At 59.4% G+C, this 18,652-nt stretch carries 16 protein-coding genes; 6 read left to right on the top strand and 10 right to left on the bottom strand.

Translation table 11 applies throughout. The features are described from left to right. Positions 1-6 precede the first annotated feature (6 nt). Complete coding sequence (locus HXW73_RS15320) at positions 7-1,500, top strand: aldehyde dehydrogenase family protein (protein WP_186253896.1); 1,494 nt, start codon at positions 7-9, stop codon at positions 1,498-1,500. Positions 1,501-1,595: 95 nt separating this feature from the next. Next, positions 1,596-2,363 carry a 4-hydroxy-2-oxoheptanedioate aldolase gene (gene hpaI / locus HXW73_RS15315; protein WP_186253895.1) on the top strand — a complete coding sequence of 256 codons (768 nt, stop codon included), beginning with the start codon at positions 1,596-1,598 and terminating at the stop codon, positions 2,361-2,363. A 17-nt stretch (positions 2,364-2,380) separates the two neighbouring features. On the opposite strand, the gene HXW73_RS15310 is transcribed toward hpaI, so the two are convergent. From HXW73_RS15310 to HXW73_RS15290, 5 genes are all read right to left on the bottom strand, one after another. Next, a complete protein-coding gene (locus tag HXW73_RS15310) occupies positions 2,381-3,802 on the bottom strand; it encodes an FAD-binding oxidoreductase (protein WP_186256052.1) in 1,422 nt (473 codons plus the stop codon). Positions 3,803-3,869: 67 nt separating this feature from the next. Next, positions 3,870-5,030 carry a fumarylacetoacetate hydrolase family protein gene (locus HXW73_RS15305; RefSeq protein ID WP_186253894.1) on the bottom strand — a complete coding sequence of 387 codons (1,161 nt, stop codon included), beginning with the start codon at positions 5,028-5,030 and terminating at the stop codon, positions 3,870-3,872. 26 nt (positions 5,031-5,056) lie between these two features. Then, on the bottom strand, positions 5,057-6,340 hold the full coding sequence (locus HXW73_RS15300; protein WP_186253893.1) for a TRAP transporter large permease: 1,284 nt from the start codon (positions 6,338-6,340) through the stop codon (positions 5,057-5,059). A gap of 3 nt (positions 6,341-6,343) precedes the next feature. Continuing rightward, positions 6,344-6,937 carry a TRAP transporter small permease gene (locus HXW73_RS15295; protein WP_186253892.1) on the bottom strand — a complete coding sequence of 198 codons (594 nt, stop codon included), beginning with the start codon at positions 6,935-6,937 and terminating at the stop codon, positions 6,344-6,346. Positions 6,938-7,016: 79 nt separating this feature from the next. Beyond that, a complete protein-coding gene (locus HXW73_RS15290) occupies positions 7,017-8,093 on the bottom strand; it encodes a TRAP transporter substrate-binding protein (RefSeq protein ID WP_186253891.1) in 1,077 nt (358 codons plus the stop codon). A 252-nt stretch (positions 8,094-8,345) separates the two neighbouring features. Between HXW73_RS15290 and HXW73_RS15285 the strand changes: the two genes are divergently transcribed. Genes HXW73_RS15285 through HXW73_RS15270 form a run of 4 tightly spaced genes read left to right on the top strand, consistent with a single transcriptional unit; the run spans position 8,346 to position 12,887 of the window. Next, positions 8,346-10,151 carry an IlvD/Edd family dehydratase gene (locus tag HXW73_RS15285; protein WP_186253890.1) on the top strand — a complete coding sequence of 602 codons (1,806 nt, stop codon included), beginning with the start codon at positions 8,346-8,348 and terminating at the stop codon, positions 10,149-10,151. 17 nt (positions 10,152-10,168) lie between these two features. Beyond that, positions 10,169-11,110 carry a DMT family transporter gene (locus HXW73_RS15280; protein WP_186253889.1) on the top strand — a complete coding sequence of 314 codons (942 nt, stop codon included), beginning with the start codon at positions 10,169-10,171 and terminating at the stop codon, positions 11,108-11,110. Between the two features lie 31 nt (positions 11,111-11,141). Next, positions 11,142-11,912: a FadR/GntR family transcriptional regulator gene (locus tag HXW73_RS15275; RefSeq protein ID WP_186253888.1), complete on the top strand. Its 771-nt coding sequence runs from the start codon at positions 11,142-11,144 to the stop codon at positions 11,910-11,912. A 48-nt stretch (positions 11,913-11,960) separates the two neighbouring features. Next, a complete protein-coding gene (locus HXW73_RS15270; protein ID WP_186253887.1) occupies positions 11,961-12,887 on the top strand; it encodes a Gfo/Idh/MocA family protein in 927 nt (308 codons plus the stop codon). Positions 12,888-12,906: 19 nt separating this feature from the next. Here the strand turns inward: HXW73_RS15270 and HXW73_RS15265 are convergent, their stop codons facing one another. The 5 genes from HXW73_RS15265 to HXW73_RS15245 form a co-directional block, all read right to left on the bottom strand. Then, positions 12,907-14,481, bottom strand: a complete 1,575-nt coding sequence (locus tag HXW73_RS15265) for an aldehyde dehydrogenase (NADP(+)) (RefSeq protein ID WP_186253886.1) — start codon at positions 14,479-14,481, stop codon at positions 12,907-12,909. 27 nt (positions 14,482-14,508) lie between these two features. Continuing rightward, positions 14,509-15,495 carry an AraD1 family protein gene (gene araD1, locus HXW73_RS15260; protein WP_186253885.1) on the bottom strand — a complete coding sequence of 329 codons (987 nt, stop codon included), beginning with the start codon at positions 15,493-15,495 and terminating at the stop codon, positions 14,509-14,511. A 28-nt stretch (positions 15,496-15,523) separates the two neighbouring features. Further along, positions 15,524-16,825 carry a TRAP transporter large permease gene (locus tag HXW73_RS15255; RefSeq protein ID WP_186253884.1) on the bottom strand — a complete coding sequence of 434 codons (1,302 nt, stop codon included), beginning with the start codon at positions 16,823-16,825 and terminating at the stop codon, positions 15,524-15,526. After that, positions 16,825-17,436: a TRAP transporter small permease subunit gene (locus tag HXW73_RS15250; protein ID WP_186253883.1), complete on the bottom strand. Its 612-nt coding sequence runs from the start codon at positions 17,434-17,436 to the stop codon at positions 16,825-16,827. The genes HXW73_RS15255 and HXW73_RS15250 overlap by 1 nt, the downstream gene beginning before the upstream one ends. 82 nt (positions 17,437-17,518) lie before the next feature. Next, on the bottom strand, positions 17,519-18,538 hold the full coding sequence (locus HXW73_RS15245) for a TRAP transporter substrate-binding protein (RefSeq protein WP_186253882.1): 1,020 nt from the start codon (positions 18,536-18,538) through the stop codon (positions 17,519-17,521). Positions 18,539-18,652: the final 114 nt, after the last annotated feature.

The raw sequence follows: 18,652 nt of genomic DNA, 5'->3' as shown, positions 1-18,652 counted from the left end.
ACGAAAGTGTCTACTCGTTCGCAGACAGACCACGCATCGCTGTTAGATCGCCAGATTCTCGATCACCAGTTCATCAACAACCAATGGGTCGCCTCCAAAGGTGCTCGCCTACTCGACGTGATGAACCCTTTCCGCGAGGAGCGCATTGCCCAGGTGACAGCGGGAGACGCGGCGGATGTCGATGCCGCCGTCAACGCCGCCCAGCAGGCCCAGCCCGGCTGGCAGGCGCTTGGCGGTGCCGCACGGGCAGCGTACCTGGAAAAGTTCGCCGACGGACTGGAAGCCCGCCGGGATTCGATCCTCACGCTCTCGGCAACCAACAACGGTAAGCCCCTCGCGGAAGCGGGCATTGATCTTGACGATGCGATCGCCTGCTACCGCTACTACGCAGGGCAGGCCAAGGCGCTGGATGACCGCCAGGGCGAGTTGGTCAGCGTGGAAATGGAGGGTGTTGAAGCCCGCTGTTACCACGACCCGGTTGGCGTGGTAGGGCTGATTGCGCCGTGGAATTTTCCGCTGGTGACCAGCGCCTGGAAACTGGCGCCAGCACTGGCGGCAGGCTGCACCGCGGTACTCAAACCCTCGGAAATGACGCCGCTCCCCGAGCGGGTACAGGCAGAGATTGCCCTGGAGATCGGTTTACCTGCGGGCGTTCTGAATCTTCTCAATGGTGATGGCGAAGGCATCGGCGCGCCGCTGACCCGCCATCCCGGTGTGGATAAAATTTCCTTTACGGGCAGTAATCAGGTGGGCGAGGCGGTGATGAAGGCCGCAGCCTCCCGCTCCGCCAACGTATCGCTGGAGCTGGGCGGCAAATCCCCCGTTCTGGTGATGGAAGACGCCGACCCCGCCCAGGCCGCCGACTGGGTCATGGCCGGTATCTACTTCAATGCGGGGCAAATCTGCTCGGCTACCTCGCGCTTGCTAGTCCACGAAGATGTAGCTGAAGCGCTCTACACCGAACTCGCTGAGCGTATGGATGCACTTACGCTAGGCGACCCGCTGGCAGAAGGCACCGACCTTGGCCCGATGACCAGCGCCAAGCAGCGCGACGCGGTTCAGGGCTATCTGGACCTGGCTGAACAGGAAGGCCTGAAGGTAGTACGCGACGGACGGCACCGTACATTGCCAGCGAGGGGCTACTTCCTGGCCCCAACGCTCTACCGCGATGTACCGGTGGAAAGCCGTTTGTGGAAAGAAGAAATTTTTGGCCCGGTGCTCTGTGCCCGCAGCGTGGCAAGCGAATCTGAAGCCATCCAACTCGCCAACGACAGCGACTACGGCCTGGCGGCCACCGTCATCAGCGGCGACCCCGAGCGCGCCAAACGCATTGGCCGACAGCTCAAGGCCGGCAGCATCTGGTACAACAGCGAGCAGTTGGTGCTCCCCGAAACTGGCTGGGGCGGCTTCAAGTGTAGTGGTATCGGCCGCGAACTCGGGCCTTGGGGGCTAAGTGCTTATCTCGAAGTGAAGCATGTGGTGGGGCCCGCGGCGGGCTAGACCAGGCGTTGACTTCTTGCATCGAAGGCAAATGAGCGCTTAGCTGGGTGAAATGCGCTGGTTTAATCCAAGTGCGACCATCCCAAGGAGCCCATATGAAAATGCCGTCCAATGCCTTTAAACGACAGCTGCAGGCAGGCCAGCCCCAAACGGGGATCTGGGTGGGGTTGGCGAGTGCCTATGCGGCAGAGATTGCCGCGACGGCGGGCTTTGACTGGCTGCTGCTCGACGCCGAGCATACGCCCAATGAGCTGTCGAGCCTGCTGGCTCAATTGCAGGCGCTGGCGGCCTATGACAGCCATCCCGTCGTGCGTCCACCAGCCGGCGACGCCGTGTTGATCAAGCGCTATCTTGATATCGGCGTTCAGAACCTGTTGATACCCATGGTGGAAACGCCTGAACAGGCCGCTGAGCTGGTGGCCGCCACGCGCTACCCGCCCCGGGGTATTCGAGGCGTGGGCCATGTGCTGGCGCGGGCCTCGCGCTGGGGGCAGGTAGACGATTACCTTTTCCGTGCCGACGACGAAATCTGCCTAATGTTACAGGTGGAAAGCCCCCAGGCGCTTGCCAATCTGGAGGCGATTGCGGCAGTCGATGGTGTGGACGGCGTGTTTATTGGCCCGGCGGATTTGTCGGCCTCGATGGGCCACCCTGGCAACGCCAGCCATCCGGATGTGACAGCGGCGATTAACGATGCCATCGCCAAGATACGCGCCGCAGGCAAGGCCGCGGGTATCGTGACGGTGGATGAGCAGGCCGCCCGCGGCTATCTCGCGGCGGGCTGCACCTTTGTTGGGGTCGGCATCGATACGCTGCTTTACGCAGACGCCCTGCGCGGATTAGCGGAGCGATTCAAAAGCTAGTATTTGTCTATCCGGGGCTACTCCCCGGCAGGCAAGATTCGCCCTGGGTTCATCAACCCCTTGGGGTCGAATAGCGTTTTAACGCCGTCGATCAACTCCCGCTCAAGTGGCGATAAGCGCGTCAAATAGGGCGCTTGCTTGGTTCGGCCAATGCCGTGTTCGGCGCTGATGCTGCCGTGGAAGTCGTCGAGCACTTCAAACAGTCGCCCCTCCAGGTCGTGAAGGTGGGCTTTTTTATCGCTCTCCGCCATCGCTTTAGGCGGCAGGATATTGAAGTGCAGATTGCCGTCGCCGACATGCCCGTAGGCAATGATCTCGCATTCGGGTGAGGCGGCCATGACGACCTCGCTCGCCTGGGTAACGAAGTCGGGAATTGCCGAGATAGGCACGGAGATGTCGGTGCGCAGGTGTTCGCCGCGTTGTCGCTGGCCTTCCAGCATGCTCTCGCGGATCTGCCACAATTGGGCTGACTGGGTGTCGCTTGATGCCAGCGCGCCGTCAAGCACCCACTCTCGCTCCATACCCGTTTCAAGCAGCTGTTCAAGCATTGACCCTAAATCTACCGGTCCTGTGGCCGCCACTTCCATCAACACGTACCAGGGGTAAGCGCTTTCCAGCGGGTCGCGTAGCTCAGGCGTTGCTTCGATCGCCAATTCAATGCAGCGACGAGGGATCAGCTCGAAGGCGGTCAGCAGATCGCAGCAGTCGCGCCGCGCCAAGCCATACAAGTCGATCACCGCCTGGACGGAAGGTAAGCCAAGCAGTGCGGTACGGTTCTGGGTAGGGCGCGGTGAAAGCTTGAGCACCGCACCAGTGACGATACCCAGAGTGCCCTCGCTGCCCAGGAACAGCTGTTGAAGGTCGTAACCGCGGTTGTCCTTGTGTAGTGCGTCAAGGCCTTCCCAGATGCGCCCGTCGGGGAGCACTACTTCAAGCCCCAGCACCAGCTCGCGCATCATGCCGTAGCGCAGCACGTTAAGCCCGCCCGCATTGGTGGCGATATTGCCGCCAATCTGACAGCTGCCTTGTGCGCCCAGTGAGAGCGGGAAGTCGCAGTCATGCTCGGCGGCGGCTAGCTTGACGTTTTCGAGGATGCAGCCTGCGTCTACGGTGATGGTGAAGTTGACCGGGTCAATGGCACGCACGCTGTTCAAACGCTCCAGGCTGATGACCAGTTCCTGGCCGTTTGCGGCGGGTAGCGCCCCGGCCACCAAGCCGCTGTGGCCGCCCTGGGGCGTCATCGCGACGCCTTGGGTATAGCAACGCTTTACCACGTCGGCGACTTGCTCGGTATTCGCCGGGCGGGCTACGGCAAGCGGCGTGCCGAGCGTATCGCCCGCCCAGTCGCTGACATAGCGCGCTATGTCCTTTGGGTGACGTAATACACCGCTCTCGCCCAGAAGAGCGCTAAGTTCGTCAAGAAAGTTGTCGTTCGTCATTGCCATCTTCAGCGTTCCGAAGGAGTCCACTGGCTAATACCAGTCGACTCTTTGATGATGGTGGCTGTTAGGCCAGATGGCGCATCAGTTCGCGAATCCCGTAGGTCCAGGGCGGCAACTGATCGCTTCTGCCCACCGGGTTGACCAGAGCGCCCAAGGCCGGGGTGGCGATGGTGACGCGGTCACCAAGGTGATGGGTAAAGCCCTGGCCTTCACCGTCGCGGTCCTGAATCGGTGAGAACATGGTGCCCAGAAACAGCATGAAACCATCGGGGTACTGGTGATGCTCGCCGATGGTCTGGCTCACCAGGTCCAGCGGGTCGCGGCTGATCTCGCGCATATCGCTTTCGCCCTGGAGCAGGAAGTCGTCGTCCTCGCCCTCGATACGCAGCGATACCTGGCAGTTGCGCACGCTGTCGATATCGAAGTGGTCGTCAAACAGGCGAATAAACGGACCCAGTGAGCAAGAGGCGTTGTTATCTTTCGCCTTGCCGAGCAGCAGGGCACTGCGTCCCTCTACGTCGCGCAGGTTGACGTCGTTACCCAGAGTGGCACCGCGCACCTGGCCGCGACTATCGACTGCCAGGACAATTTCCGGCTCGGGGTTATTCCACTGCGAGGCCGGGTGCAGGCCCACCGTCGTGCCAAAGCCTACCGAGGAGAGCGGTTGCGCTTTGGTAAACACCTCGGCATCGGGCCCGATGCCGACTTCCATGTATTGCGACCAGCCGCCACGCGCCTGGAGCGCTTTTTTAAGCGACATCGCCTCCTCGGAACCTGGCTTGATCTTGGATAGATCTTTGCCTATGAGCGCCTGTAAGTCGCTGCGCAACTCGGCCGCCCTGGCCGAATCGCCGCCTGCCTGCTCCTCGATCACCCGCTCCAGCAGGCTGACCGCAAAGGTCACGCCGCACGCCTTGACGGCCTGCACGTCGCAGGGGGCAAGCAGGTAAGGCGCTTGCTGCGGGGAAAGCTGTGAGTTTTTGAGCAGCGTCTCAAGGCTGCCCAGGCTCGGCCCTTCCGCTTTACGCACGACGTCCAGTACATCGTCACGTTCCAACAGGTCGGCCATCGTCGGCCCCAGCTCGGTAATATCGATTACCTGGCTATCGCGCACCGCGACCAGTACGGGCCCAGGGCGTGGGCCCTCCTGCCATACGCGGCCGACTAACAAGGCTTTATCCAGGTCAGTCGGCAGTAGTTCGTGTGGATTGATCATCGTTTGCATGCCTTATCCATATAGAGTCTCAGTTATCAGTTACCGCTAACGGCGGTGAGGTCAGGCAACCAGGTCACAATGCCGGGGAAAGCGATCAGGAGGACCAGCACCACCAGCAGGGCGGCGTAGTAAGGCAGCATGGCCCTGACGAGCTGCTCCATGGAGACCTTGCCGACGCCGCAACCGACGTATAGGCAGGTGCCCACCGGGGGTGTCAAAAGGCCGATGCCGAGGACAAATGCCATCAGTACGCCGAAGTACACCGGGTCGATGCCAACCGACTCGACAATGGGGGTGAGCATCGGCGCCATGATGACCATTGCGGGGGTCAAATCCATGACGAACCCCACTAGCAGCAGCAAGCCGGCAACGATCAATAACAGCAGGAAGGGGTCCTGGGTAATCGCCTGCACCTGGGTGACCAGCGTCTGCGGCACCATATTGATGGTTAAGAACCATGCAATAACGGTGGCGAAGGCCAGCAATAGCAAGACCATACCGGTCAAGCGTGCAGTGCGGATCAGCATGCCCCAGAGCGCTGTAATCTTGAATTCGCGGTAGACCACCAGCGATATGAATAGAGAGTAAAGCAGCGCGGCAACGGCCGCCTCGGTAGCGGTGAAGATACCGCCGATGATGCCGCCGATGACGAGCACTGGCAGTACCAACGCCAGCCATGCCGCTTTGAAGGCTTGCCATAAAATATCCAACCGGAATTTACGGGTCTGCCCGGCACGGCCGATGGTGGCCATGATGAAGGTGGTCGCCATGAGCCCAAAACCGATCAGTATCCCCGGCACAATGCCAGCGATGAACAGTCGGCTGATCGATGTCTCGGTAACGATGCCAAACAGAATCAGTGGAATAGACGGTGGAATGATAATGCCGATCACCGACGAGACGGTGTTGATGGCGGTGGCCTGCGGTGCTGTGTACCCCTGCTTGGTCATGGAGGGGATCATCATTGCCCCGGTGGCGGCGGTATCGGCGACGGCTGAGCCGCTAATGCCACCGAAGAACATCGAACCGGTAATTGCCACCTGACCCAGACCGCCGCGCATGAAGCCTACCAGGGCGCCGGCCAGCTCCATGAGACGACGGGCAATGCCGCCGTTGCTCATGACTTCACCGACCATGATAAAGAAAGGAATCGCCAGTAGGGGAAAGCTGTTCACGCCGCGAATTGACTGCTCGATCAGGATCGAGAGCGGTATATCAGAGAGTACCGCCATGACCACGGCGGCGATGCCCAGGCCAAACGCAATCGGCAGGCCTAACGCTAACGAGGCAAAAAGGATGCCGAGAAAAATCCATAGCATGGTCTAACGGTCTCCATCGGATGAGATCGCAACATCAGGCGAGCGGATCTGCTGAATGCTTTGCCAGGCGCGCCAAATCGCCACGGCGGCAATGAAGGTGGCGCATAGCACCAGTGACACGTTGACGAGGTTCCAGGGTACATTGAGGATCGCCGTGCGGCCGGTAGCGCGTGACATCACTAGAAAACCACCCCATACGATGATACCCATCAAGGCAGTGATAATGACGTGCTGGAGCAGATACAGCATATGAGCGGCGCGCGGCTTTAGCCGACGAACGAGAATATCCACGGCGATATGTTCAAAGCGCGAAAAGGCCGCCGCAGCGCCGATAAAAATCAGCCAGATGAACAGCATGCGGGCCAGCTCGTCGGCCCAGGGCACGGAGTTGTTGAACACGGCGCGACCCACCACATTGACCGATACCGAGACGATTAGCGCTAACAGCAGTGCCGCAATCACGTGCTCCATGGCCAGCGTCAGCCAGCGAAACAACGCGGGACCCCGGTGCTGTTCAGGGTCGATTTCCAACGGTTGGCGTTGCGGGTCGTCAAGAAAGGCCGCCGTATCCGGAATTTGAGTATCGGGGAAGTCCATAAGCTCTCCGCAGAGGCAATTAACGACAAGACAAGGGGCGCCTGCCCCTTGTCTTGTCTAACAGTAAGTAACGCGACGTTTATTCCGTCATTGATGATTCGGCGATCTGCTGGAACTGCTCAACCAGATCTTCGCCGATGCGTGGTGCCCACTCCTCATAAACCGGCTGCACGGCTTCCTGGAAGGCGGCAATTTGCTCGTCATCAAGACGAGTGATCTGCATGCCACGCTCTTCAAGCTGGTTCCGCGACCAGTCGTCGTACTCGGCGGAAAGCTGAATTTCGTAATCGGCTGCCTGTAGCGCGGCTTCCTGAATCAGCGCTTGATACTCAGGGTCTAAGTCGTCCCAGGTACGCTCAGAGATCATCTTGATAAAGGGCGTATAGACGTGGCGGGTTTCTGAGCCGTAGTCCTGCACCTCGTGGAAATTGGAGGTCAGGATGGTGCTCCAGGGGTTTTCCTGACCGTCAACGACGCCCTGCTCCATGGCCGAGAACAGCTCACCAAAGGCCATGGGAGTCGGGTTGGCGCCCAGCGCCTCCCAAATAGCCAAGTGCACCGGGTTCTCCATGGTACGAATCGTCAGGCCACGTACGTCTAAGCCCGCGACGTCTTCAGGAGAAGAGACTTCCCGGGCACTGTTGGAGAGCTGGCGGAAACCGTTTTCAGAGAACGCGAGAGCTTTGATGCCGGTACCGTCAAAGGCATCGAGCATTTCCTGGGCGGCATCGCTACGCATGGCCTCAATCGCTGCTTCCCGGGTGGGCAGCAAGAAGGGCAGGTCAAATACCGCCAGTTCCTCGACATAGCTCGTTGCGGGAGATGAGGAGGGATAAGTCATATCCAGCGTACCGGTCTGCAGCATTTCCATCATCTGCACATCGTCACCGAGCTGGCTGTTAGGGAAGACATTGACGGTAATTCGACCGTCGCTACGCTGGTCAAGAATATCGGCGAAGTACTGGCTGGAGATGTACTGAGGCGAGCTTTCGGCCAAGCCAAGCCCCATGCGTAAGGTGACGCTGCCGTGATCACCCACCTTGTCGCCATCAATCTCGGGCGGGTCGGAAAGGTCAGGCGTTTGCGCGTAAGCCATGCCTGAACTGAGTAGCGTGGCACCGGTCATTAACAGGGTGCGTTTCAATAGGTAATGCATTGTTATCACTCTCCTGGCGTGCTGCAGACCGCTTCACTAAGGGTATCTTCCAAGCGAACCGCAGCGTGGTATCTGTTGTAGTTATATGTCAGCGGCGTTGCCCTTGATGGGTAAGCGCCGCAACCCCTAGCTAAATGTCTAACGTTTTTGCTATATGTTCAACATATACTTTTGTATGTGTCGACCCGGCAGCGAAGAAAGCGTACCTTTCTTATTAACTCTTTATATTCACTCTAGGCGTGGAGCGGCACCATGGCCAAATCTAATCAAAAAATAACCTCTGAACAGTTACGGTCGCGCTACTGGTTCGACAACCCTGACCATCCTGGCACCACGGCGCTATGCATCGAGCGCTACCTTAATTACGGCATCACGCTGGATGAACTGACCAGCGGTAAGCCGATTATTGGTATTTGTCAGTCGGGGTCCGATTTGACCCCGTGCAACCGTCATCACATTGAGCTGGTCAAGCGGGTCAAAGACGGTATTCGCGCGGCAGGCGGAGTGCCTTTCGAGTTCCCCATGCATCCTATCCACGAGAATGTCCGGCGGCCCACCGCTGCGCTGGATCGTAATCTCGCCTACTTAGGCATCGTGGAAGTGCTGCATGGCTACCCGTTAGACGGCGTGGTGCTGACCACCGGCTGCGATAAAACGACGCCCGCGGCGCTAATGGCAGCGGCGACGGTGAATATCCCGGCGATTGTACTGTCCGGTGGGCCAATGCTGAATGGCTGGCGCGGTGCCGAGCGGGTCGGTTCGGGCACGATTATCTGGGAGCTTCGCAAGCGCCTGGCGGCGGGGGATATCGACTACGCCGAGTTTCTTTCCCGGGCCAGCGACTCGGCGCCTTCAATTGGCCACTGCAATACCATGGGCACCGCTTCCACCATGAACTCCATGGCTGAAGTGCTGGGGATGAGCCTGCCGGGTTCGGCGGTTATACCCGCGCCCTACAAGGAGCGCGCCATGGTGTCCTACGATACCGGCACGCGGATTGTCGATATGGTCTGGGAGGATGTCAGGCCGCTGGATATCCTGACCCGGGAAGCGTTCGAGAACGCCATTGTGGCCTGCTCGGCACTCGGTGGCTCATCCAACGCGCCGGTGCACATTAATGCCATCGCCCGCCACGCGGGCATTGAGCTGGATAACGATGACTGGCAGCGGCTGGGCCATGAAATACCGCTGTTGGCCAACGTCATGCCCGCTGGGGCTTTCCTGTGTGAAGAGTTCCACCGCGCCGGAGGCGTTCCGGCGATCCTCCATGAGCTACATACCGCCGGGAAGCTGCACGGCGATGCGCTGACGGTCAATGGCCGCTCCATTGGCGAAAATCTGGAAGGCCGCGAAACCCAGGATGCCGATGTGATCTGTCGCTACGCCGACCCGCTGGTCGAGCACGCGGGCTTCCTCAACCTCAAGGGCAATCTATTCGACTCGGCGCTGATGAAGACCAGCGTGATCTCCCGGGATTTCCGCGAGCGCTTCCTGAACGATCCCAGCGACCCTGATGCCTTTGAAGGCAAGGTGGTGGTATTTGATGGCTCCGAGGATTACCACGCGCGTATTGACGACCCGGCGCTCAACATCGACGCCCGCACCATTCTGGTGATGCGCGGCGCAGGCCCCGTCGGCCACCCCGGTGGTGCCGAAGTGGTCAATATGCAGCCGCCGGAAGCACTGATCAAGCAAGGCATCGAGTCGTTGCCGTGCCTGGGTGATGGCCGTCAGTCGGGTACTTCCGGTTCGCCATCGATTCTCAATGCCTCGCCAGAAGCCGCTACCGGCGGCGGCTTGGCGCTGCTGGAAAGCGGCGACCGGCTGCGGGTCGATCTCAAACGTGGCGAAGTGCAACTGCTGATTGACGATAGTGAACTGGAAGCGCGTCGCGCGCGTCTAGAACAGCAGGGTGGCTATCGCTACCCCGGTCACCAGACGCCCTGGCAGGAGATCCAGCGCAGCATGGTCGAGCCGCTGGACCGCGGTATGATTTTGGAATCTGCGATCAAATACCGCGATGTGGCACGCCAGCATCCGCCCAGGGATAATCACTAAAAAGGATAATTACTGATATGTCGGCATTTGCAGCACTCACGCATCGTCAGCAGGGCCTGCTGTTGACCGCGGGTGGCGCGATCATCATGGCGCCGGATGCCCTGCTGATAAAGGTGGCCGACCTTCCTGATGCAGAAATTCTGATGTGGCGCGGTTATCTATCAGGCTTGGGCTTTCTGCTCATCGCTCTGATGCGTTATGGGCGTGGCACTCTGGCAGCTTATCGTCGCTGTGGCTGGACAGGCATCGCCGTGGCGTTGTTGTTCAGTTTAACGACCTGTGGCTTTGTACTGGGTAATCAGTACACCAAGGCGGGCAACGTGTTGATGATATTGGCAAGTTCGCCGCTTATCGCCGCCGTGCTCTCTTGGTTCATCCTCAAGGAGCGCCTGCCCAGGCGCACTTGGCTAGCAATTTTTATTTGCATGCTTGGCATCGCGATGATTGCCCTCGACGACGCGGGCGCAGGCTCCTGGGTAGGCAACGCTTTCGCTTTGATGGCGGCTACCACCCTGGCAATCAATTTCACTCTCTGTCGGACGCGGCCGGGGGTGGATATGAGCCCCATGCTGGTGTTCAACGGTATTGTTGTGGGTAGCATTGCCGGGCTGTTTTGGCTGGCGGGGAGCGAACCGACACTGCCCGCAGTCAGCCAGCTAGGCGTGGTGATCCTGCTCTGTTTGATTATTGTACCTTGCGGCGTGACACTCCTTCAGCGCGGGCCGCTCTATTTACCTTCCGCGGAAGTAGGTCTGTTGTTGCTGCTGGAGGTGGTAATAGGCACGCTGCTGGCCTGGTGGATTCTGGCCGAACAGCCAGCACCGATGGCCATGGTTGGCGGCGTTCTGGTACTGGGGACCCTGAGCGCTAAAGGCCTCTATGAACGGCGGCTGGAGCTGAGACAGCGGGCGAGGCTCGATGTCATGCCAGTGACAGTCGACCGGTCAAATACGTTATGATTGACAGGAATTGAAACAGGGGCCTACCGCATTGACTTCATCTTTAAGGAAACCAGCCGCTCGCCCCAGTATCGCCGAACATCTCGCCGAGGAGATTTTTGGAGGGCATTATCACCCCGGCGATTTTGTACCCCGCGAACTGGATCTATGCGAACGCTTCGCGATTAATCGCTCAGCGGTGCGTAGCGATCTACGCCAATTGGTGGATGCTGGCATTATTGAGCGGATTTCCGGTCATGGCTCCAAGGTGCGCGAATACTCCGAGTGGCATATTCTCGATGCTCAGGTGACCGACTGGTTAACCCGCTACGCCGCTCCCAACCCGGATATTCAACGCGAAATTCTCGCCTTTCGCCTGGACGTTGAGCCCTATGTGGCGATGACCGCCGCCAAGCGTGCCAAGGCGCGGGATCTGGTCGCCATCGAAGAAGCCTTTGAAGGCCTGGGGCAGAATCTGCGCAATGCGACTTGCGAGGAGGAGCGACGGCTGCATAGCGAATGCGATATTGCTTTCCACGAAGCGATCTTCAAGGCGACTCACAATATCGTCTGGGCACAGCTATCGCATATCCTGCGCCCCTCCATCTATATGCTGATATCCATGTCCAACGAGAATGCCGCCGACCCTGAAGAGAGTCTGGAGCGCCATCGACACCTCATGGAGAGCATCCGGTTGCGCCGGCCCCGTGAGGCCTTCTTAGCTTCACAAGCCGTTTTGGCGGGTACCGCGGAGGCGCTGGGTCTTGAACATAGCGCCAGCTCACTAGGGCGCACTGTTGAGCTGATCCATACCGCACACTGACTCCCCGATCGCTATTCTAGAGTGAAAGTTTTCAATTGAGGTAAGCGTATGTCTGACTTCACCCTTGGCCTGGTTGGCGTGGGCAAGATCGTTCGCGACCAGCACCTGCCGGCGATAGCCGCCACCCCGAACTGCCAGCTTATTGCCACGGCGGATCCTTATGCGTCGCTATCTGATGTGCCGGGTTATCAAGGTCTGGAAGCAATGCTTGATGCTCATCCAGATATCGATGCCGTCGCGATCTGCACGCCAACCCACTTGCGCTATTCCCAGGCGCGGGCGGCGCTTTTGCGCGGCAAGCACGTGCTGCTGGAAAAGCCGCCAGGGGCGACGCTTAGTGAAGTGGAGGACTTGATTGCCACCGCTTCCAGGCAGGGTGTTAGCCTGTTTGCCGCCTGGCATTCGCGGTTTGCTCCCGGCGTGGCGCAGGCCCAGCAGTGGTTGAGTGAGCGTCAGGTGCAGCGGGTGGAGATCGAGTGGAAGGAGGACGTGCGGGTATGGCACCCAGGCCAGGCGTGGATCTGGGAGCCCGGTGGTATGGGCGTATTTGATCCGGGTATTAATGCGCTGTCGATTGCCACCGCTATTTTGCCGCAGCCATTTTTCCTGCAAGAAGCACGGCTGCAGGTACCCAGTAACGCTCAAACCCCGATTGCGGCGGATCTTTCCTTCACCGACCCAGAAGGTGCGTCAATTAAAGCAGCGTTTGATTTTCGCCAGAGCGGCCCGCCTACCTGGGATATGCACATTGACAGCGATGGAAGCCGTTTGAGCCTTACCCAAGGTGGCTGCCACCTAGTGATTGACGACGACGTTCTTATCGACGCTGAAGAGCGCGAATATCAAGGTCTCTACGCGCGTTTTGGCGAGTTGATCACAAAAAAACGCAGCGAGGTGGATGTTGCCCCGCTGCGCCAGGTCGCCGATGCATTTCTATACGGTTATCGAGAAACCACCGACGCCTTTATCGAGTAACGTCTTGAGAGACGCTCGTTCATTCACGCTTGCCATCGACCAGGCGAGATACGCCACAGGGGTTACCGTCGCGGATCGCCTCGGGCAGTAACCCTTCCGGCAGCGCCTGGTAGCACACCGGGCGCAGGAAGCGGAAAATCGCCGCGCTTCCTACCGAGGTCGTGCGGGAGTCCGACGTCGCCGGATAAGGTCCGCCGTGTACCATGGCGTGGCAAACTTCTACACCGGTTGGCCAGCCGTTGGCCAGGATCCGCCCCGCCTTGCGCTCCAGGGTGGGCAGCAGTTGTTTGGCGGTCGCCAGGTCGCCGTCATCCATGTGTAGCGTAATGGTGAGCTGGCCTTCTATTTGGGCGGCCACCTTCGCCACTTCCTGGGCGTCAGCACAGGCGATGACCAGCGACGTTGAACCAAACACCTCTTCCTGGAGGGCGGGCTCGTTGAGGAACGCCTCGGCCTGGGTAACGAACAGCCCCGCTTGGCAGGGGTTCGCCGTCTCGCCTGCCTGGCCACGAGCCACTTCGGTGACCTTGGCGTGGTTGGCGAGTCGATCAACGCCCTGCTGGTATGCGTCGTGAATGCCCGGGGTGAGCATGGTTTGGGCGGCGCTGCCCTTAACCCCTTCGCCTGCGGCCTCAACAAAGGCATCCAGCTCTGGGCCCTGAACCGCAATCACCAGTCCGGGATTGGTGCAGAACTGCCCGGCGCCCATATTGAGCGAGCCAACAAACCCCTCAGCGATAGCTTTGCCGCGTGCTTTGAGCGCTTCCGGCAGCAGGAACACCGGGTTGATGGAGCTCATCTCGGCGTAAACCGGGATTGGTTGAGGGCGTGCCTGGGCAATCGCCGTCAATGCCGTGCCGCCGCCGCGTGAACCGGTGAAGCCCACCGCCTGGATGCGCGGGTCGGCGACCAGCGCCTGGCCAATATCGTTGCCCGAACCAAACAGCAGCGAAAAGACGCCTTCAGGCAGGTTGCACTTGGCAACGGCGCGCTGAATGGCGCGACCCACCAGTTCGGAGGTGCCGGGGTGGGCAGAGTGGCCCTTGACCACTACCGGGCAACCCGCGGCCAGCGCCGAGGCGGTATCGCCACCGGCCACGCTAAAGGCCAGTGGGAAGTTGCTGGCGCCAAACACCGCCACCGGGCCCAGGGCAATATGCCGCTGGCGCAGGTCGACACGCGGCATCGGTTCACGATCGGGCAGCGCGGGATCAATGCGCACATCGAGCCACTCGCCGGCCCGAACCACATTGGCGAACAAGCGTAACTGACCGCAGGTGCGGCCACGTTCGCCCTGTAGGCGAGCTTCGGGGAGGCCGGTTTCGGCGACCCCCCGTTCGGTTAGCTCTTCGCCGATCGCCTCGATCTCGCTGGCGATGGTTTCGAGGAACACGGCCCGGTCTTCAAGCGAGGTTTCGCGGTAAGTAGCGTACGCCGCTTCGGCAAGTTCACACGCTTGCTCGACTTCCGCTTTGCCGCCGCCAGGGTAGACGGGGGCCAAGGTTTCGCCAGTGGCGGGATTGACGGCTTGAATATCCGCCTGTTTACCGCTGATGGCCTGCTGGCCAATAAGTAGTTTGCCTTCCAGAGTCATACGACCTCCTGTTGGTGTAAAAAGGTGTTAAAGCGGTTTCACGCTGATGGCCGGTGCGTCTGCTTCCACCCGTAGCGGGTTGCGCAGGGCGCGGCCAAATTCATGGATGTTGATCTCAAAGCGATCACCAACGCGCACCTTAATGCCGTCGGCGAAGCTCAGTGTTGCGGTACCGAAAAAATGCACATGCACATCGCCGGGGCGGCGGAAGCCTTCGTATTTAAAGTGGTGATACTCCAGGTTCGCCAGACTATGGGCCATATTGGCCTCGCCGGTTAAAAAGGGTTTCTCCCACACTGTTTCGCCACCGCGCTGGATGCGGCTGGTGCCTTCTAAGTGCTCGGGCAGTTCACCGATCAATAGCTCGGGCCCAAAACTGCAGGCGCGTAGCTTGGAGTGGGCCAGCCACAGATAGTTGAAGCGCTCGGTGACGTGGTCAGAGAACTCGTTACCCAAAGCATAGCCGACTCGCCAGGGTTGGCCATCGTTGCCAATCACATAAAGCCCTGCCAGCTCGGGCTCCTCCCCCGCGTCCTCGGCAAAGGCGGGGGAGGGAATCGCTGCTTCCGGCGCTACTACGCACTGGCCATCGCCCTTGTAGAACCACTCCGGCTGGGCACCAAGCTGGCCTGCGTCGGGTTTGCCGCCTTCCACGCCCAGCTTGAACATGCGCATGGAGTCGGTTAATTCTTCTTCCGCAGCTTGAGCTTTCGCGTGCATCGCTGAGCGGGTATCGGCACTGCCCAGGTGGGTGAGGCCAGTACCGGTCACCAGGCAGTGGGCCGGGTCGGTATGCGTCAGCGGGGGTAACAGGCGTTTATCGTCGACCAGCGCTTGGTAATCAAGGCGGGTGTCGGTCAAGGCTTCCGTGACCATCTCGCTGAGCGGTTTACCGGCGCTAATCGCCCGGTTGGCCAGGGTGTAGGTATCACCGTCGAGCAGTCTGACCTGCTCTTCGCTCTCGACCAGGGCGGCGCGAACCTGGCCCTGGTGGTCACACTGAATCAATCGCATGGCGTTCTCCTCATGCAGGTGGCGGTTATCATAGTGGCCAAATGGCCAGTTGCGGCCACATCAATAGCGCCGCGAGTATGCACAGCTGAATGGCCATAAAGGGGAGTACGGACAGGTAGATATCCTTCAGGCTGATATCCGGCGGTGCCACGCTTTTCAGGTAGAAGGCGGCGGGCCCGAAGGGTGGTGACAGGAACGACACCTGCATGTTCACGGCGAACAGAATACCGAACCAGATCGGGTCGAAACCCAACTGAATAACGATAGGCAGAAAGATCGGCAGGGCCAGCATGGCGATCCCGATCCAGTCGAGGAATAGCCCGAGTACCAGCATGATCGCCATCATGATCAGAATGATCACTATCGGCGCGACGTCGAGCCCCAGGATCAGGCTCGACACAAAACGGTTGCCACCCATCAGGTTATAGACGCCCACCAGGGCGGCGGCGCCGATGCCGATCCAGATGATCATGCCGCAGGTGTTCATGGTTTGGCCCAGGCTATGGTGCAGCATGCCAGGCGTGAACTCGCCCCGCACAATGGTGGCGAGCAGTACGCCGAAGACACCCATGGCCGCCGCCTCGGTGACCGAGGCGATGCCGCCGTAGATGGTGCCCAGCACCAGAAAGGCAATTAGCCCTGGCAGCAGAACGGCCTTGACGGCGTCCAGCTTGCTGGCGAAAGGATTGTCCTGGGTGTCTTTATCCAACGGTGGGCCCAGCGCAGGATTCTTCAGACAGCGCACCAGCACATAGGCAATATAGGAGCCCATCAGGATAATTGCCGGCGTCACCGCGGCGGCGAACAGCTCAGCAATCGATACGCTGGCGATCAGGCCATAGATAATCAGTACGATGGAGGGCGGCATCATGGTGCCCAGGGCGCCCCCGGCACACACTACCCCAATGGAAAGCCGCTTGTCGTAGCCCAGGCGGAGCATTTGCGGCAGCGCCAGAATCCCCAGCAGGACGATCTCCCCGCCGATGATGCCCGAGAGGGCGGCCAGAAAGAACGCCACCACGATGGTCTGCACCGCGACGCCGCCCGGTAGGCGACCGGCAAACACGCGCATGGCGTTGAACAGATCCTTGGCGATGCCGGATCGATCCAAGAGCGACGCCATCAACACGAACATGGGCACCGCGACCAGCGAATACTCGGTGATAAACCCGTAGACACGGCTGGTGACCAGCGGCAGTGCCGCCTCGCCGAACCAGCCAAAGGTAAAGGCCATGGCCACCAAGCCGGTAATGAACGCCAGTGGCAAACCGGTAACCAGCAGCGCGAAAATAGCCCCCACCATGAGGATCGTTGCGGTTGAAATATCCATCAGCGCGTCTCCTCGTTACCGGTATGGGGCTTCGCCTTAAGCGATTGCCATAGGTGCAGCAAAGCCTGCAGTGTCATCAGTGTCAGAGCAAAAAAAATCATGCCCTTGACCATGGCAGGAAAGGGCGGATTCCAGGAGGTGCCAGAGCGCTCCAGCGACCATTCGCCGAGCGGGTTATGCGACGCGCCCCAGAACATATAAAAAGCGGCGTAGCTCATCGACATGCAAAAAATCAGCGTGAGCAGGTCATTAAAGCGATCCATCCAGCACTTCAGCGTTGGCCCTGCGTTGTCGTAGAGCACCTTGACGCGGATATGGCTATTGCGTGCCATGGCCGCTGGGCCACCAAGCACAAAAATAACGGCGATCAGAAATACCACGGTTTCGTGTACCCAGGAGGTGGGGTTGTTAAAACCATAGCGCATGAAAACTTCCACGACGCTAATGCCCATCGCCACAAGCACCAGCCAGGAAACTGCCCTGCCACCACGTACGATCAGGCGGTCAAGCGCGTTACGTTCGGGGGAAACCTCCTCCACCGTTTCGAGAATCTTGGGAAGATCCCGGGGATCGGGCGAAGAGGATTGATTGTCAGGTGTTTTTTGAGACATGGCGCGACTCTACGCACATCGCTCGGGTCGATCCCCGAGCGATGCGATGGTTAGTTAAATGAAGCCGGGTTGAGAGCAAACGTTAAAGCAGATTGCGTGAGCGCAAAAATGCAGTGGCCGAGTCATAAATCTTTTGGGTCATTTCATTCTCGCCAGCCCATTCTTGCCACTCCTGCTCTGCCGCTGTACGGAACTTCTGGCGCTCCTCTTCCGGCAGGTTGAAGGGGTGAACCTCAGGGTCATCCTGAAGCCGTTGCAGCGTCTCGATATCCTGCTCCTTGAGGCGAGCAATCAGGTCATAGGCCATGCCATCAAACGCCGTTTCCAACGTCGTCTGCAACTCTTCGGGAAGGCCATCCCAGATATCCTTATTGATCGATACGGCGATCATCGGCATGGAGTGAAAGCCTGGATACAGCGGGTAAGGGGCGAAAGCGTGCAGGCCCATGGCGTCGTTATTCGAGAGTACCGTGGAATCCGCAGCGTCGATCACGCCTTTCTCCAGCCCGGTATACACCTCAGAGCCAGGCAAGTTGACCGGCGTCGCACCAATGCGCTCAAAGATGTTGTACACCATGCCTTGCGGTGCACGGATCTTGAGGCCTTCAAAATCCTCTATCGATTCAATGGGTACAGTGGACGGTACCGACTCTAACGGGAAGGTGGCGGCGCCTATCAGGTGGGTACCATAGGGCTCGACCAGCTCGTTGTAGAGCTCTTCACCGCCGCCGTACTTCATGTACTCCAGAAAGTCGTAGGGGTTCTGCCAGGCGCCGACCAGATTGCCGAGCATGCCGAAAGCAGGGTCCTGCCCAGAGAAGTAACTGGGATCTGTCATGTGTCCCTGAAGAATGCCTGAGCTAACGGCGGTCAGCGTCTCAGTCGGCCCAACCACGGAGTTGATCGGCATTACCTCGATCTCAACCCGGCCGTCGGTCATTGCCGTGATCTTGTCGGCCCATTCCTGCTTGATCTTGAAGCTGGGTTCGCCAGAGGTTTCTGATGCCTGGAACTTCCATTCGTACTCGGCAGCCTGGGCCGCCGAGAGGCCTAGCAGTAGCACTGAGCCGGTTAGTAGCGAGCTATATTTCGATTTGAGCATGGCTCTAAATCCTCACGGTTGTTGTTGTGAAGCGAATAGTTGCTAACCCGTTCGGGGCCTTTAATGTTGAACATTAAGAGCAATTGTTCAACATATACTTTTGTATGGTCGACC

The organism is Halomonas sp. SH5A2, from assembly GCF_014263395.1.
Taxonomy (GTDB): Bacteria; Pseudomonadota; Gammaproteobacteria; order Pseudomonadales; family Halomonadaceae; genus Vreelandella.
Note: the sequence above shows the minus strand (reverse complement) of the source record. Positions and strands in the feature narration are given on the sequence as shown.

Excerpts from the sequence above, each read along its gene's own strand:
- HXW73_RS15295 (WP_186253892.1), bottom strand. The coding sequence starts at position 6,937 with ATGGACTTCCCCGATACTCAAATTCCGGATACGGCGGCCTTTCTTGAC.
- araD1 (WP_186253885.1), bottom strand. The coding sequence starts at position 15,495 with ATGCGATTGATTCAGTGTGACCACCAGGGCCAGGTTCGCGCCGCCCTG.
- HXW73_RS15250 (WP_186253883.1), bottom strand. The coding sequence starts at position 17,436 with ATGTCTCAAAAAACACCTGACAATCAATCCTCTTCGCCCGATCCCCGG.
- HXW73_RS15245 (WP_186253882.1), bottom strand. The coding sequence starts at position 18,538 with ATGCTCAAATCGAAATATAGCTCGCTACTAACCGGCTCAGTGCTACTG.
- HXW73_RS15305 (WP_186253894.1), bottom strand. The coding sequence starts at position 5,030 with ATGCAAACGATGATCAATCCACACGAACTACTGCCGACTGACCTGGAT.
- HXW73_RS15270 (WP_186253887.1), top strand. The coding sequence starts at position 11,961 with ATGTCTGACTTCACCCTTGGCCTGGTTGGCGTGGGCAAGATCGTTCGC.
- HXW73_RS15290 (WP_186253891.1), bottom strand. The coding sequence starts at position 8,093 with ATGCATTACCTATTGAAACGCACCCTGTTAATGACCGGTGCCACGCTA.
- hpaI (WP_186253895.1), top strand. The coding sequence starts at position 1,596 with ATGAAAATGCCGTCCAATGCCTTTAAACGACAGCTGCAGGCAGGCCAG.
- HXW73_RS15285 (WP_186253890.1), top strand. The coding sequence starts at position 8,346 with ATGGCCAAATCTAATCAAAAAATAACCTCTGAACAGTTACGGTCGCGC.
- HXW73_RS15265 (WP_186253886.1), bottom strand. The coding sequence starts at position 14,481 with ATGACTCTGGAAGGCAAACTACTTATTGGCCAGCAGGCCATCAGCGGT.
- HXW73_RS15280 (WP_186253889.1), top strand. The coding sequence starts at position 10,169 with ATGTCGGCATTTGCAGCACTCACGCATCGTCAGCAGGGCCTGCTGTTG.
- HXW73_RS15310 (WP_186256052.1), bottom strand. The coding sequence starts at position 3,802 with ATGACGAACGACAACTTTCTTGACGAACTTAGCGCTCTTCTGGGCGAG.
- HXW73_RS15255 (WP_186253884.1), bottom strand. The coding sequence starts at position 16,825 with ATGGATATTTCAACCGCAACGATCCTCATGGTGGGGGCTATTTTCGCG.
- HXW73_RS15300 (WP_186253893.1), bottom strand. The coding sequence starts at position 6,340 with ATGCTATGGATTTTTCTCGGCATCCTTTTTGCCTCGTTAGCGTTAGGC.